Origin of the sequence: Micromonospora sp. M42 (assembly GCF_000568915.1) — a bacterium.
Lineage (GTDB): Bacteria > Actinomycetota > Actinomycetes > Mycobacteriales > Micromonosporaceae > Micromonospora > Micromonospora chalcea.
Genome location: NZ_KK037233.1, coordinates 2,112,499 through 2,127,343, shown reverse-complemented (window position 1 = coordinate 2,127,343; position 14,845 = coordinate 2,112,499). Strand labels below are relative to the sequence as shown.

Sequence of the window (14,845 nt, the reverse complement as noted above, 5' to 3'; positions counted from 1 at the left end):
GGCCTCACCCGCGTACATCGCGGTGCTGGCCGGGCTCGGCGTGTTCGGGCCGGTGCCGGACCTGCTGCTGTCCGGCATCAACCGGGGCGCCAACGCCGGCCACGCGGTCCTGCACTCCGGCACCGTCGGCGCGGCTCTGACCGCCGGCAACAACGGCATCCGCGCGCTGGCCGTGTCGCTCGACGTGCTCACCCCCGCGGCGGCGAGCGCGGGCAGCGGTGGCGCGGCGATAGCGGTGCTGGACAGCGTGGACGACGAGTCCCGCCACTGGGCGACCGCCGCCGAGCTGGCCGCGACGCTGCTGCCCTGGCTGGCCGAGGCGGACCCGGGCACGGTGCTCAACCTCAACGTGCCCGACCTGCCGGCCGATCAGGTGGCCGGGCTGCGGCAGGCGACACTCGCGCCGTTCGGTCAGGTGCAGGTGTCGGTCGCCGAGCGTGGCGAGGGGTTCGTGCGTACGGCGGTGGAGGAGAACGCGGTCCGCGCGGTCCCCGGCACCGACATCGCCTGGCTGGCCGACGGGTACGCCGCCGTCACCGCGATCCGGGCGCTCGGGCACCTGCCCGACGTCGAACTGCCGGTCGACCGGTGAGGACGGCTCCGCCCCGCCACCTCGTGCGGGCGGCGGGGCGGAGAGCGTCACTCGCCGGCGGCGCGCCGCCGGTCGGCCTCGGCGTCGGCGGCGCCCACCGGGGTGCCGTCGCTGTCGCGGTCGGCCCCGGACAGGTCCACGTCGGCGCCGGCCCGGGCGGCGTCGGCAGCCGCGTCGTCGGCGCCGACGACCTCACCGCCGCCGGTCTGTCCGTCGTCGGGGACCAGTTGCCCGGCGGTGGCCAGCCCGATCGGTGCGTACCTGGGGTCGGTCATCTCGTCCTCCTCACCGGTGTTCCTCCGGAAGCGGTACCCCGGTACGGGACGCGGCACACGCGCGAGGGTCAGCGGTCCCGGTCGAGGAAGTCCAGGGTGACCGCGGCGAACAGCGGCGACTGGTCGATGTCGTAGTGGGTCAGGCCGGGCAGGATCGCCAGCGCGTGCCCGCCCGCCGGGCGGCCCTCGCCGGTCCAGCCGCCGTCGCGCCGGCCGCCGTCGAGCAGCTCGAACACCTCCACGAAGTGGCTCGGCGGGGCCATGTCGGCGTCGGCGGCGATCACGAGCGTCGGCACCCGCAGGGCACGCACCTGGTCGGCGAGGTCGAAGTCCTTCCGCATCGCCTCGCCGATCTTGTCGAGCAGTCGGGGGAAGTCCTCCGGACGCGGCGCGACCCGCTGGTACAGCTCGTACATCGGGGTGTCCTTCAGGTACTCGGCCGCCGCGGCGTTGACCTGACCCTGCTGCGCCAGCATGTCCGGGTAGACGGCGTCGCGGCGGATGTGCGCGGACGCGGCGACCAGCCGGCCGATCTTCTCCGGGTGCCGGAAACCGACGTGCAGGGCGACGCCGCCGCCGAGGGAGAAGCCGACCACGTCCGGCCGGTCCAGCCCGAGGTGGTCGATCAGCGCGGCGACGTCGTCGGCCATCAACGCCATGTCGAGCGGCCGGTCCACGTCGGCGGTGCGGCCGTGCCCCTGCAGGTCCACCACGACGACCTGGTGTTTCGCGGTGAGCACGGGCAGGATCGGCGCGAACATCTCGCCCGAGGTGAGGCCGCCGTGCAGCAGGATCATCGGCCGTCCGCTGCCGTGTGTCTCGTGGTAGAGGCGTACGCCGTTGACGTCGGCGTACCGCCCGGGGGCGTGGGTCTCGTCGCGCTCGGTGGTGGTCATCGGTGCTCCTCGGATGTGCTGACCTGACCACCGGTGGACCGGGCGGACGGGGCGTACTCATCGCCGCGCGCCCGGGGTACTCGCGTTCATGCAGCATGTGGGCTAGTTTCAGCCGGGTGAGCGAGGTGGCGAGCGTTCCCGTCGAGGCACAACTAGAGGCGTACCGGTCGGAGCTGACCGGCTACTGCTACCGGATGCTGGGTTCGGCCTTCGAAGCCGAGGACGCGGTGCAGGACACCTTCGTCCGGGCCTGGCGCAACTTCGACAAGTTCGAGGGGCGGTCCGCGCTGCGGACCTGGCTCTACCGGATCGCCACGAACGTCTGCCTCAGCATGGCCACCAGCGCGCAGCGCCGGGTCCGGCCGATGGACCTCGGCCCGGCGGGCGTCGGCACGGCCACCCATCCCGGCGAGCCGCGCCCGGAGCAGATCTGGGTCGGCCCGGCGCCCGACGACCGGGTGCTGCCCGAGGTCGCCGACCCGGCCGAGGTGGTCGCCGGCCGCGAGTCGGTGCGGCTGGCGTTCGTCGCGGCGTTGCAGCACCTGCCGCCGAAGCAGCGGGCCGTGCTGATCCTGCGCGAGGTGCTCGCCTGGTCCGCCCAGGAGGTCGCCGATCTGCTGGACACGTCGGTGGCGAGCGTCAACAGCGCGCTGCAGCGGGCGCGGGCCACGATCGCCTCGGCCGACACCGAGGCCGACGCGCGCCGTCCGCTCGACGAGGAGCAGCAGGCGCTGCTCGCCCGCTACGTGCGCGCGTTCGAGGCGTACGACCTGACGGCGCTGACCGCGCTGCTGCACGAGGACGCGACGCTGTCGATGCCGCCGCTGCCGCTGTGGCTGCGCGGCCCCGCGCACATCGCGGACTGGATGGCCGGCACCGGCAGCGGCTGCCGCGGGTCCCGGCTGGTGCCGACGGCCGCCAACGGAATGCCCGCGTTCGGGCACTACCGGCGTGACCCCGACGGCTCAGGACATGTGCCGTGGGCGCTGATCGTCATCGGCGTCTCCGGCGGCCGGATCACGTCGCTCAACAACTTCCTCGACGTCGACCGCCTGTTCCCGCTGTTCGGGCTGCCCGACCGGCTGGAGGAGGGCGCCGGCCAGCCCGAGCAGGCCGGCCAGCTCGCGTAGGTCGTCGCCCGCCCCGCGTACCTCCAGCCCCCAGCCGAAGCGGCGCGCGGTCAGGCGCAGCCGCGCCAGCACCTCGACCGTGACCAGGTCGGGCGCGGCGACAGCGGACACGTCGCACACCACCACGCCCCGGTCTCGGCCGCGCAGCGCCTCGGCCAGTTCGGCGCAGCGGGCGGCGATGTCCGCGCGGGTCGGCGTCCCGCCGGCCAGGGAGAGCATGTGCGTGATCACACGCATTGGACCGGCGTACGTCCCGGCTCTCATCGGTACGCGCGTGCCGAACCGCGTGCAGTTACATCGACGTTAACTGCTATACCAATCATCGGTGCTCGGCTATATGATCCCGGTAGTTCACCCCGAAGCCTCACGAAACCGCAGCTCCCCGCACCCCTCGGGTCGAACTCCGCAAGCCAGGTGCCCCGCATCGTCGTGCCTGGCGACCGCCCGGCGTTGCGGTTCAACCTGCCGGAAAGGTGGGAACGGATGACAGGGATGCCGTCCTTGGTCATCGGCGTCGCGTCCTCGTCGGCCGAGCGACGGCAGCTCGCCCAGCTGCTCGGCGGCACCGAGGCGTTCCTGATCGTCTCCAGCGTCCACCAGGCCCGCCGATTCCTCGACCTGGTCCGTCGTCCGTCCGGCCCGCCGCCGTCCCGGCCGCAGCCCGCCGGTGAGCCGCCCGCTCCGTCGTCCGGCGCGTCCTCCGTCCCGTCGTCCGGGCTGGAGCTGGGTGTCGACTCCGACCGGCGGGTGCTGCGCTGGCGGGAGCGCGAGGTCGGGTTGACGCCGCTGGAGCACGACCTGCTGGTCTGCCTGGCCGGCACGCCCGGTCAGGTGTGGACGTACGCCCGGCTGCACCGCGCGGTCTGGGGCAACGACCACCTGGGGCGGGGCTCGGACATGCACTCGGTGGTACGCCGCATCCGGCGCAAGCTCGCCCGCCTCAACGTCCCCGCCACCATCCACGCCGTCCGAGGCGTCGGCTTCCGCCTGACCCCACCCTGACCCCGCCCTCCCCCACCCTGCCCGCGCCCCGCCCGTGGCTCGCGCCGCTGATCTTGCACTTGCGGCCCCTCGGGTGGGGCTTTTGTGCGCCTTGCCCGGGCGGTAAGTGCAAGATCGCGGGGGAGAGGGGGGTGGCGTGGGGCGGCCCGCCCGGTGCGGGGCACCGGGCGGGCCGACTCATGTGTGTTTCAGGTCAGCAGCGGGTGGGGGAGAGGGTGAAGTCCTCCACCGTGGGCGTGCTGCTGTTGATCTTCGTTTGGCGCGTCTGGGGCTTCCAGCCGTCCTTCGCGACGATCAGCGTGAGCGGGTTGTTGCGCCGGTCCATCCAGTAGGCGTACCGGCCCTGGGCGTCGGTGGTGAAGGTGTAGGAGTTCGCCCAGGAGTCGACCTGCACGGTCACGCCCGCCAGCGGCGCCGTCGCGCCCTGGCAGCTCTTGCCGGAGACCGTGCCGGACAGCTTGCCCCAGGTGTTCGGCGGCTGCGCGATCATGGTCACCGCCACCGGCTCCACGGTGTACGGGGTGTCCTCCTTGATCGCCACCGACGCCGAGTACGTGCCCGGCTGGTCGACGTTCGCCGTCATCGTGAGGGTGACGGTGACCTTCTCACCGGGCGCCAGCGTGACCTTCGACTTGTCGACGGTCAGCCAGCTCACGTCGGCGGCGGCCTCCGAGCACTCGGAGAAGCCGGGCAGGACCTCGCTGTCCTTGGTGGCCGTGAAGCTGCCCGACGAGCCGCCGATCTTGTAGAACCCGCAGGCCGCGCCGCCCCGGTAACGGGGGGTGTTGGCGTTGGGCAGGTTCGCCCACGAGTTGGTCGCCGGGTCGAAGGCGAAGCCGGCGTTGGTGATGGCGCCGCCCTGCGACCCGCCGACGACCAGCAGCTTGCCGTTCGCCACCGCGTACGAGGAGGCCCAGCTGTCGGCCGGCGCGTCCGGGATGGCGGTCCAGGCGTTCGCGGACGGGTCGAAGGCGTACCCGGCCTTCTGCGACGTGGTGCCGTCGTTGCCGCCGGTGCAGTAGACGGTGCCGTCGATCCCGCCGCAGGACAGGAACGCCACCGACTTCGGGTACGCGGGCAGCGTCTCCCAGGCGTCCGCGCCCGGATCGTAGCGGACCACCGAGTTGGACATCGGCGTGCAGCTGGCGGTGGTGCAGCCGCCGATCGCGTACAACTTGCCGCCCGCGACCGCCTGGCCGGCCGCCGAGCGCGGCGCCGGGTTGTCGGCCTTGCGGGTCCAGGTGTTCGCCGCCGGGTCGTACGAGAAGGTGGCGGCGTCCGGTCCGGCGGCACCCCAGCCACCGGTGGCGACGATCTTCCCGTCGAGCACGCCGACCGTCATGGCGTTACGCGCGCCGGGCAGGTCGGCGATGCCGGTCCACGCCTGGGCGATCGGGTCGTACCGGTAGTTCTTGGCGCTCGACGTGGTGCCGTCGCCACCGGCGATGGAGTAGACCTTGCCGTCGACGCTGACGACCCGGTTGTCCATCACGTTCGACGGGTAGCCCGGGATGGTGGTCCACGGGTCCGCCTGCGGGGCCGCCGCCGCGCCGATGCCGGTGGACGACTTGCCGGACGAGCGGGCCGCGAACGACGTCGCGGCGGTCAGCCGCTGGACCGGCGCGCCGGTCGAGCCGAGCAGCGCCTGCTGGGACAACTGGGAACCGTCGGCCCGTTGCAGCACGAACCCGCCGTCGCGTTCGCTGAACTCGGCGTTGACCGGCGCCCCGCCGGTGTTCGTCACGGTGAACGTCTTGCTGACCTTCCCGCTGGGCATCCGGACCGTGCCGGTGATCGAGGCCGGCTTCACCGACAGCCGGCCGGCGGCGAGCTGGAAGTTGGCCGCGGTGGCCCAGTCCTCCTCGACCGTGACCTGCTTGGTCTGGCTCACGTAGTTGCCCGCGCCGGCGGTGAACGGGTGCTTGCCGGTCAGCGACGAGAACATCCAGTAGAAGCCGTCGGGCAGTTCGGTGTCATCAGGCGTGGCCACCGTGGTGGCCTTCTCCGCCGGGCGGTCCTTGCTGGTCACCGTGGCGCCGTTGACGTAGCTGTTGTCGTTCTTGTCGCGGACGTGGCCGAGCACCAGGCCGCCGTTCACCGGCTTGCAGACGAGCGTGCTGCCGATGAGGACGTTGTCGACCTGCCACCACCATTCCCAGCTGGCCTCGTAGTAGTGGAAGCGCACCCGCACCTGCGACTGGCCGGCCGCCTGCGGGATCGGCACCTCGGTCACCCGCGGGCCGCGCACGTCGGCCGCCTGCCGCAGCACGTTGCTCCACGTGGTGCCGCCGTCGAGGCTCAGGTCGACGTCCGCGCGGTCGCTGTTGAGCCAGTTGTAGTCCTGGTTGAACCGGATCACCGGCGTGGTCACGCCGGTGAGGTCGACCACCGGGCTGACCAGCGAGGTGTCCTGCTGCCCGCCGCTGCCGTAGTTGTCGCTGTCGATGATGGCGAAGTTGCCGCTGCCGCCGGTCAGGTTGCCGCGTTCACCGGCGTCGGTGAACTCCCAGACCTGGCCGGTGCCGGCGTTGTCCACCACGGTCCAGCCGTCCGGCACGCCGGTGCCGTCGAACGTCTCGTACTCGCCGTCGGAGCTGACGGTGTAGCCGGGGGCGGTGGTGCACGCCTCGGGGTTCGCCTGCACCGCGATGTTGGCGACGGCGTTGCCCGAGCCGACGGTGACCTCCTTGGTGGTGGTCAGGTAGCCGGCGTACTGCGGCTCGACAGTGAGCCGGTAGGTCGCCCCGGACGGCAGCGACAGGCTGTAGCGGCCGGTGGTGGGCGTGGTGTAGTCGGAGATCGGCGTGCCCTCGACGCTCACCTTCGCGTACAGCGGCCAGCCGTGCCCGGACCCGTCGGTGACCTGCCCGCTGACCGTCACGCTCGGCACCGCGGTGAGCGCGACGTCAAGCGTGGTGGTCGTGTTCGCGGTGACGGTCGCGGACAGCGTGCGCGTGGCGTACCCGAAGGTGGAGACGACGACCTGGTAGTCGCCGGCCGGCAGCAGCGAGGAGTACGTGCCGTCGGCGCCGGTGGTCAGCGTGCGGTCCGCCGCGCCGGACAGCGTGACGGTGGCGCCGGCGATGCCCGCGCCGGTGGCGGCGTCGGTGACCTTGCCGGCCAGCGTGCCGTTGTCCCCGATCGGGGCGGCGGCGAGCAGTGCGAGCGCGTCCAGCCGGCCCTCGCCGTAGACGTTGTTGTCGTCGGTGGTGCCGCCGCACTGGGTGTCACCCTTGTCGATCGCCGCGTCGTCGAGCAGCGCGCGGGTCGCCGGGACGTCGCCGACCAGGGTGGGCGCCGCCGACCAGAGCAGCGCGATCGCGCCGGCCAGGTGCGGCGCCGCCATCGAGGTGCCGCTGATGCTGGCGTACGAGTTGGTCGGCACGCTGGAGCGCACGTTGACGCCGGGCGCCGAGATGTTCGGCTTGATCTCGCCGTTCTGCCCCGAGCCCCGGGACGAGAAGCTGGCGATGTTGTTGTTGACGTCGTACGCGCCGGCCGAGTAGTTGCTGGCCAGGCTGCCCGGCGAGCCGCTGGTCTGGCAGGACGGGCCGTTGTTGCCGTTGGACCAGACGCCGAAGATGCCGGACGCGGTCCAGGCGTTCGTGACGTCCTCCATGAACGGCTCGTTCGACGGCGTCCTGGTGCCCCACGAGTTGTTGATGATGTTCGGCCGCTTGCTGGCGTCCGGGTTCTGCCCGTTGAGATCGGTGGGCTCCAGCATCCACTGGCCGGAGGAGACCAGCGCGGCGTCGGACGGGCAGCACCCGTTCGCGGCGATCCACTTGACCTCGGGGGCGACACCGATCTGGTTGGCCCCGTCGGCGCCGGCCATGGTGCCCATGGTGTGCGTGCCGTGGCCGTCGGAGTCGCACGGCGCGGTGGCGCACTCGTCGGCCGCGTCGAACCAGTTGTAGTTGTGGTCGAAGGTGCCGTCACCGTTGTTGCCGCGGTACGAGTTCACCAGCGCCGGGTGGTCGAACTGGACGCCGCTGTCGATGCTGGCCACCGTGATGCCGGCGCCCTTGACGCCGTACTGGGACCAGACGTCGTCGGCGTTGATGTTGGCGATGCCCCACTCCAGCGCGTTCGCCGACTTCTCGTCGGTGCCCGGGATGGTCTCGGGGAGCTTGTACTCGATCGGCGCGTACAGGCCGTCCACCTCGGAGTGGGCGGCGAAGTTCTGCGCCATGGTCAGCGAGCCGTCGGTGACCTTGATGGCGTTGGTGGCCCAGAAGCTCTGGTACTTCGTGCCCGAGCGGTCCAGCTCGGCGCGGATCTTGGCCTGGCTCTCCGCGGCGGTCTTCTTCAGCGCCGCCGCGACGGCGGCGCCGCGCTCGTTCCAGTCCTTGATCGCGGTGGCCTTGCCCAGGTCCGCCTTGCCCGAGAAGTGGATCCAGAAGTCGCCCTCGCTCTTGCCCTCCAGCTGCCGGGTGAGTTCGGGGCGGATCTTGTCGCCGGCCGACGCGCCGGTAGCCGTGCCGGCCTGTGCTCCAGTGCCGGTGGCGGCCAGCGCGGTCGCGGCGAGCACCAGGGCGGCGCCCGCGCTCACCAGCCGCCGGGCCGGGCCCCATCTGTGTGGACGTCTCAGCATCGGTGCTGCCTCCTGTTCCGATGACCCGCTGATGATCGAGCCATGGCAGAAGGGCCAGGAGACGCGCTCTCCCGACTGGTCGCACCGGTATTACCAGAACCCCCCAGGCCCCCTAGGTGTCCGTGCGGGTCTACGCCGGTCACCTGAATGGACACTATGATCGACATGAGGGAACGATCAATGACCGTACGTGAGCAACATGTCACCAACAGGCCCCCGGACCGGATGGCTTGTTGACAGTTTTTGTCACGGTGGGGCGCGGTGACGACTGACGGCACGAACGCGGCGAACTCCGGCACCGAGCCGCCGGAGCGGCCCTTCTCGCTCGTCATCGGCGTGACGTCGTCCCCGGCCGAACGGGTGCGGCTGACCGAGCTGCTCGACGGCGTCGCGCCACTGTTGATGGTCGCCGATCTGGACGAGCTGCGCGAGTTGATCACAGCGGACGCGACGGACCCGGCCGGCGCGCCGGGTCCGCCCGTACCCGAGCCGAAGCCCGCGCCGGACGGCGCGCTGGTGATCGACGCAGCGCGCTCCACCGCCCGGTGGGGCGACCGCGAGACCGCCCTGACCCGGCTGGAGCGCGACCTGCTGACCTGCCTGACCGCCGAGCCGGTACGGGTGTGGAGCTACGCCGAGCTGCACCGGGCGGTCTGGCGCGACGCGCCGACGCACGGCCGGGCCGACGTGCAGTCCCTGGTGAAGCGGTTGCGACGCAAGCTCGACGAGCTGGGCACCGGCGTCACCATCGCGGCGGTACGCGGTGTCGGCCTGCGGCTCACCGACCACCGCCACCCCCGGGTGCGGGGCGACTGAACGCCGCGGCGGCCGGACGGCGGAACCCGTGGTCCGATCGGAGGAGCGGGCCTGCCGGTGTGGCCGGAATTGATGGCGACCGGTCGATTACCGGTGCGGCACGTATCGCGAAATGTCTTTGCCTCCTACGGTGGCGTCCGGCACGCGGACGGAGGGACCCGGGAATCACCCGAGGGGGGCCGTCCCGGCGGACAGGGAGAGTCATCTCGATGCGAGTTTGGAGTCGCGCGGTGGCGGTCATCGCCGCCGGCGCGGTCGTGGTGGTGGGCGTACCGGCGCTCGCCGGCACCGTCGTCGTGCGGGACGCCGGCGCGGCCGGCCGGACCGGCGCCCAGGCGACCGGGAGCAGCGCCGCGCTCGGCGCCGCGCGTACCACCGCCACCCGGGCGCTGGTCACCCCCGGGGACACCCGGCTGATGCCGACCACGCCCCGCACCGACACGCCGCGGATCACCAACGGCGAGATCACCGACATCGAGGTGATCGGCAACCGGGTCTTCATCGCCGGCACGTTCACCTCGATCGCGAACGTCGGCGGGTCCGCGATCGCGCAGAAGTCCCTGGCGTCGTACAACCTGGACACCGGCAAGGTGGACACCGCGTTCAAGCCGGTCATCGACGGGGCGGTCACCGCGGTGGAGGCGTCACCGGACGGCTCGTCGCTCTACATCGCCGGCACGTTCAACACGATCAACGGCGTCACGAAGCGCAAGATCGCCCGGCTGAACCCGACCACCGGCGCGCCGATCGCCGCGTTCACCGCCACCGCCAACGCGCGGGCCACCGCGCTCGCGGTGAGCGGCAACGCGGTCTACGTCGGCGGTCAGTTCGCGACCGTCAACGGGGTCAGCCGCAGCGGCCTGGCCGCCCTCAACCCCACCACGGGCGCCGTCGACACCGGCTTCAACCTGCCGCTGACCGGCGGCATCGGCGTCGGCGGCATGCTCACCGTGCAGCAGCTCAAGCTCACCCACGACCGCAGCAAGCTGCTGGTCGTGCACACCGGCCGCCAGATCGCCGGCCAGGACCGCTACGGCGTGGCCCTGATCGGTACGGCCAGCAAGGCGCTGCTGCCCTGGCGTACCCGGCTGTGGGAGGACAACCTCTCCTTCGTCGGCGGCATCCAGCGCGTCTTCGCCGGTGACATCGCGCCGGACGACTCGTACTTCGTGGTCACCAGCGGCTCCGGCGGCGACCGGCCGCCGATCAACGACACCGCCATCGCGTACCCGCTGACCGGGAACGACCACGTCGAGCCGCTCTGGATCTCCCGGCACTTCGACAGCATCTACTCGGTCGCGATCACCGACACCGCCGTCTACGTCGGCGGGCACTTCAGCTGGCAGGAGTCGCCCACGTCGAACGTGCCGTGGCCCGGCCTGGACAACGTCGGCTACGGCACCGGCCAGGGACTCAGCGGCTACGGCCTCGGCGACCAGGTGGTCCGCCGCGACCACCTCGGCGCGCTGGACCCGCTCACCGGCACCGCGCTGGAGTGGAACCCCGGCTCCAACTCGTACGAGGGCGAGAAGGCGATGATCGCCACCTCGCGCGGCCTGCTCGTCGGCGGTGACGGCAACGTCAAGGGCGGCAAGACCACCGGCCGGGTGGCCTTCTTCGACCTCTCCAAGGAGCCCGCGCCCGCGCCGCTGGACACCACAGTCACCACGCCGATCGAGGGCGCGGTGAAGCCGGCCGGCGAGGAGTTCACCATCAGCGGCCAGGCGCTCGCCCCGGCCGGAGTGGCCCGCGTCCAGCTGGAGATCCAGGACCGCAACAGTGGCAAGTACCTCCAGGCCGACATGACCACCTGGGGCGCGTTCAAGGCGATCAACACGACGCTCGCCGCGCCGAACGCCACCTCCACCACGTGGAGCCTGCCGGTGACGCTGCCGGCCGGCGTCTACCAGTTGCAGGCCAAGACGTTCGACCGCAACGGTGCCGGCGACACCACAAAGGCGGTCAAGAAGATCGAGACGTTCCGCTTCGACGACCTGCCGCCGTCGACCCGGATCAGCTCACCGTCGGCCGGCCTGCTCGCCACGCAGACGTTCGTGGCCTCCGGCACCGCCACCGACGACAAGGGTGTCAACTCGCTGATCTACTCGTTCCGCACGCCGGACAACAGGTACCTGCAGGACGACGGCACCGTCGCCGCCGTCTACAACACGTTCCGCGGCGAGCCGGACGTGATCGGCGCGACGTCCACCACCTGGCAGTACGAGGTCACGCTGCCCACCGAGGGCCAGTGGAAGATGACCGCCACCGCCGTCGACACCACCGGGCAGAGCGACCTGCGCGGCGACACCCGCGACTGGACCGTCTCCGCGAACGGCGTACCGCCGACGGTGGCGATCACCTCGCCGGTGGCGATGACCCCGCCGGGCAACCCGGCGCCGCTCACCGTCGCGCCCGGCGGCACGATCACGTTCGCCGGCACGGCGAACGACGACGACGCGCTCAAGTCGGTGGAGATCTACCTGCGCAACAACACCACCCGCGAGGCGCTGGCCAGCGACGGCACCTGGGGCGCCGACTCGGTCGCCGGCTACCACCGGATCTCCCCGGCCAACCTCGACGCCGCGACGTTCGACTGGGCGTTCACCACCGTGCCGCTGACCCCGGGCGTCTACGACTTCCGGGTACGCGCCACCGACAAGCTCGGCCTGACCACCTCCAGCAACAACATGGGCCGGCTCACCGTCACCGCTCAGGTGCCCGGCGACGCCTTCCCCAACGGGTTGCTCAGCTTCACCGGCACCAACCAGGACATCGACCAGCTGCACCTGGACCTGGCCGGCACCGCCACCGACGACAAGGGGGTACGGGCGGTCCGGATCGCGCTGCGCGACCTCGACACCGGCCGGTACGTGCAACCAAACGGCACCATGGCCGCTGCGTTCGCCACAGTCGACGCGACGCTCGCCTCGCCCGGCGCGACCAGCACCGCGTTCACGCTCTCGATCGACCTGCCCACCCGGGGCACGTACAGCGTCGAGGCGTGGGCCGTGGACACCGCCGGCCAGCAGGACAACTCGACAAGCGGCGCGACCGCCCGCTACCTGGTCTACCCGGGTGACACCGACCCGACGCTGGAGCCGAGCATCACGCCGGTCGAGGGACAGGCGTACACCGGCGGCCGGATCGTGATCACCGGCCGGGCCGTGGACGACGGCGGGATGCAGAAGGTCGAGGTGCAGATCGGCAACAGCGCCGGGCAGGGCATGAACTCGGCCGGCACGTTCGGCCGGGCGGGCGCGCCGACCAGCTGGCCGTGGATCGCCACGTTCCTCACCAGCCCGGGCTCGCCGGGGTCGAACTTCGCGTACACGTCGCCGGTGATCCCGGCCGGCACGTACACGGTGACGATCCGCGGCATGGACAACCGGGGGCAGTACCAGCAGCCGCCTCGTACCGTCACGGTGACCGTCACCGACTGACCGGACGGCCTCGCGGGCCGGTCCGCGCCGGGTCTCCCGGCGCCGGGCCGGCCCGTGCCCGTTCTCAGGGCTGGATCAGGCACATCCCGGCAACGGCCGGCCGGTGCATGGTGGCCAGCGCGTCCGGCGCGGCGTCCAGGTCGATGGTGCGGGTGACCAGGTCGGCCGGGCGCAGCACCCCGGCGGTGACCAGCCGCAGCATCTCCGGGTACGCGTGGGCCGGCATGCCGTGGCTGCCGAGCAGCTCCAGCTCGTACGCGATCACCAGGTCCATCGGCAGCGCCGGGCGTCCCTGCGCGGCGGGCAGCAGCCCGACCTGCACGTGCCGGCCGCGCCGGCGCAGGCCCTCGATCGACGCCACGCAGGTGGCGTGAGCGCCCAGCGCGTCCAGCGACAGGTGCGCGCCCCCGCCGGTGGCGTCCCGGATCGCGGCGGCCACCTCGGCGGGACCGCCCAGCGTGCTCGCGTCCACGCAGACAGCGGCGCCGCTGCGGCGGGCCAGTTCCAGCGCGGCGGGCGACACGTCCACCGCCACCACCCGCGCCCCGCTCGCCGCCGCGATCATCACGGCGGACAGGCCGACGCCGCCGCAGCCGTGCACCGCCACCCACTCACCGGCGGCCACCCGGCCCTGCGCGATCACGGCCCGGAACGCGGTGGCGAACCGGCAGCCGAGCGCGGCGGCGGCCGCCTCGTCCAGCTCGTCCGGCAGCCGGACCAGGTTCACGTCGGCGTGCCGTACCGCGACCAGCTCGGCGAACGAGCCCCAGCCGGTGAAGCCCGGCTGCGTCTGCCGCTCGCAGACCTGCTGGTCGCCCGCGAGACACGACGGGCACCGCCCGCACGCGCAGACGAACGGCGCGGTGACCCGGTCGCCGGGCCGCCAGCCGCGTACGTCCGCGCCGGCCGCCACGACGACGCCGGCGAACTCGTGCCCCGGCACGTGCGGCAGACGGATGTCCGGGTCGTGGCCCTGCCAGCCGTGCCAGTCGCTGCGGCACAACCCGGTAGCGCCGACCCGGACGACCACCCCGTCCGCCGCCGGCGCCGGATCATCCACCCGGCAAACCTCTGGCCGCACCCCGAACCGCTCGAACACCACAGCACGCATGCCCCCGATCCTCACACCCCCACCCCGCGCCCCCCTCCCGCCCCCCTCCCGCCCCCTCCCGCCCCCTCCCCGCTCCCGCGATCTTGCACTTGCGGGCCGGTAGATGTCCTGAATGCCTCATCTGACCGGGCGGAAAGTGCAAGATCGCCGGCGAGGGCCGGTGCCAGCCTCGCCTGCCCGTCCCAGGCGCGTCGGGTCTCCCATGACCCGAGATCCGTGGTCCGTATCCCAAGATCTACGGGTGGTTCGGGGCGCCGAGGCGAGGGAGGGCGCGCGGGGCGGCTCGAGTCGGCGAACCAGGGAGCTCGGGGCGGGATGGGCTCTCACGCCCGGCCCCTCCCTTCCCGGTGATCAAGGAGTTTGTGTCCTTGTCGGGGCGGTGCCAGTCCGCAAACTCCTTGATCAACGCGCAAGACGCGGGGGAGGGAGCGGGCGGGTGGGTTACAGGCGGTGGCCCTGGGGGTCTCGGGCGATGATGCCGTCCAGGCGGGTTCCCGGAGTCAGGGTCTTCGGGTCGAACCAGAAGATCACCACCTGGGGGTCCTCGCTCCACCTGGCCAGCTTCGCCTCGACCTGCCGGCCGTCGACTGTCCCGACGATGCGGGCCGCCGGCCCGACGAAGTAGCCGAACGTCGGTACCGACGTGTCGGTGGGCGCCCGCTGCTGGTCGTACCCGATCTCGTGGAACCCGGCCCGGCGGTCGCTGCCGGACACGTCGTTGAGCAGGAAGTCGGAGGTCAGGTGGCCGTCCGGCGCGCGGCGTCCGGCGACCAGGCCGATCGTCACACGCGGCAGTTCCGGCACGTCGATCGGGACCATGAAGAACACGCGCGCGTCGGCGCCGTACCGGATGCCGCTGTCCACGACGGTCCCGAGCGGTTGTAGCGGCGACTGGGTCGGGGCCGGCGCGGCCGTCGGCGTGGGCGCTGGAGGGCCGGCGGACGCGGTGGCGGCCGGCTCCCCGCCCGGAGGTTCGGCGGGCCGGGCCG

At 72.4% G+C, this 14,845-nt stretch carries 10 protein-coding genes and 1 pseudogene; 5 read left to right on the top strand and 6 right to left on the bottom strand.

Going from position 1 to position 14,845, the window contains the following annotated elements:
• On the top strand, positions 1 to 592 hold a 592-nt coding region (gene surE, locus MCBG_RS09560), incomplete at its 5' end, for a 5'/3'-nucleotidase SurE (protein WP_043325154.1).
• Positions 593 to 639: 47 nt separating this feature from the next.
• On the opposite strand, the gene MCBG_RS09555 is transcribed toward surE, so the two are convergent.
• Complete coding sequence (locus tag MCBG_RS09555; RefSeq protein WP_043330397.1) at positions 640 to 867, bottom strand: hypothetical protein; 228 nt, start codon at positions 865 to 867, stop codon at positions 640 to 642.
• Between the two features lie 68 nt (positions 868 to 935).
• Entirely contained in the window at positions 936 to 1,763 is an 828-nt protein-coding gene (locus MCBG_RS09550; RefSeq protein WP_043325153.1) for an alpha/beta fold hydrolase, read from the bottom strand.
• 95 nt (positions 1,764 to 1,858) lie between these two features.
• On the opposite strand from MCBG_RS09550, the gene MCBG_RS09545 reads away from it, so the two are divergent.
• Positions 1,859 to 2,893, top strand: a complete 1,035-nt coding sequence (locus MCBG_RS09545) for a sigma-70 family RNA polymerase sigma factor (RefSeq protein ID WP_043325152.1) — start codon at positions 1,859 to 1,861, stop codon at positions 2,891 to 2,893.
• A 30-nt stretch (positions 2,894 to 2,923) separates the two neighbouring features.
• On the opposite strand, the pseudogene MCBG_RS33865 reads toward MCBG_RS09545, so the two are convergent.
• Positions 2,924 to 3,112: pseudogene (locus MCBG_RS33865) on the bottom strand (hypothetical protein); the annotation flags it as partial.
• A gap of 264 nt (positions 3,113 to 3,376) precedes the next feature.
• Between MCBG_RS33865 and MCBG_RS09540 the strand changes: the two are divergent.
• Positions 3,377 to 3,895, top strand: a complete 519-nt coding sequence (locus tag MCBG_RS09540) for a winged helix-turn-helix domain-containing protein (RefSeq protein WP_043330395.1) — start codon at positions 3,377 to 3,379, stop codon at positions 3,893 to 3,895.
• Between the two features lie 193 nt (positions 3,896 to 4,088).
• Here the strand turns inward: MCBG_RS09540 and MCBG_RS09535 are convergent, their stop codons facing one another.
• A complete protein-coding gene (locus tag MCBG_RS09535) occupies positions 4,089 to 8,489 on the bottom strand; it encodes a S8 family serine peptidase (RefSeq protein ID WP_043325151.1) in 4,401 nt (1,466 codons plus the stop codon).
• A 261-nt stretch (positions 8,490 to 8,750) separates the two neighbouring features.
• Here MCBG_RS09535 and MCBG_RS09530 point away from each other — a divergent pair, with 261 nt between their 5' ends.
• Both MCBG_RS09530 and MCBG_RS09525 read left to right on the top strand, forming a co-directional pair.
• Positions 8,751 to 9,305, top strand: a complete 555-nt coding sequence (locus tag MCBG_RS09530) for a winged helix-turn-helix domain-containing protein (RefSeq protein WP_043325150.1) — start codon at positions 8,751 to 8,753, stop codon at positions 9,303 to 9,305.
• Positions 9,306 to 9,514: 209 nt separating this feature from the next.
• The gene (locus MCBG_RS09525) at positions 9,515 to 12,745 is read left to right on the top strand and encodes an Ig-like domain-containing protein (protein ID WP_043325149.1); all 3,231 of its coding nucleotides are present in this window, start codon (positions 9,515 to 9,517) and stop codon (positions 12,743 to 12,745) included.
• Positions 12,746 to 12,809: 64 nt separating this feature from the next.
• Here the strand turns inward: MCBG_RS09525 and MCBG_RS09520 are convergent, their stop codons facing one another.
• Positions 12,810 to 13,805, bottom strand: a complete 996-nt coding sequence (locus MCBG_RS09520) for a zinc-dependent alcohol dehydrogenase family protein (RefSeq protein WP_223201142.1) — start codon at positions 13,803 to 13,805, stop codon at positions 12,810 to 12,812.
• 492 nt (positions 13,806 to 14,297) lie between these two features.
• The coding region (locus tag MCBG_RS09515) for a hypothetical protein (protein WP_043325147.1) at positions 14,298 to 14,845 on the bottom strand (548 nt) is incomplete at its 5' end.

Excerpts from the sequence above, each read along its gene's own strand:
- MCBG_RS09540 (WP_043330395.1), top strand. The coding sequence starts at position 3,377 with ATGACAGGGATGCCGTCCTTGGTCATCGGCGTCGCGTCCTCGTCGGCC.
- MCBG_RS09535 (WP_043325151.1), bottom strand. The coding sequence starts at position 8,489 with ATGCTGAGACGTCCACACAGATGGGGCCCGGCCCGGCGGCTGGTGAGC.
- MCBG_RS09545 (WP_043325152.1), top strand. The coding sequence starts at position 1,859 with ATGTGGGCTAGTTTCAGCCGGGTGAGCGAGGTGGCGAGCGTTCCCGTC.
- MCBG_RS09555 (WP_043330397.1), bottom strand. The coding sequence starts at position 867 with ATGACCGACCCCAGGTACGCACCGATCGGGCTGGCCACCGCCGGGCAA.
- MCBG_RS09550 (WP_043325153.1), bottom strand. The coding sequence starts at position 1,763 with ATGACCACCACCGAGCGCGACGAGACCCACGCCCCCGGGCGGTACGCC.
- MCBG_RS09525 (WP_043325149.1), top strand. The coding sequence starts at position 9,515 with ATGCGAGTTTGGAGTCGCGCGGTGGCGGTCATCGCCGCCGGCGCGGTC.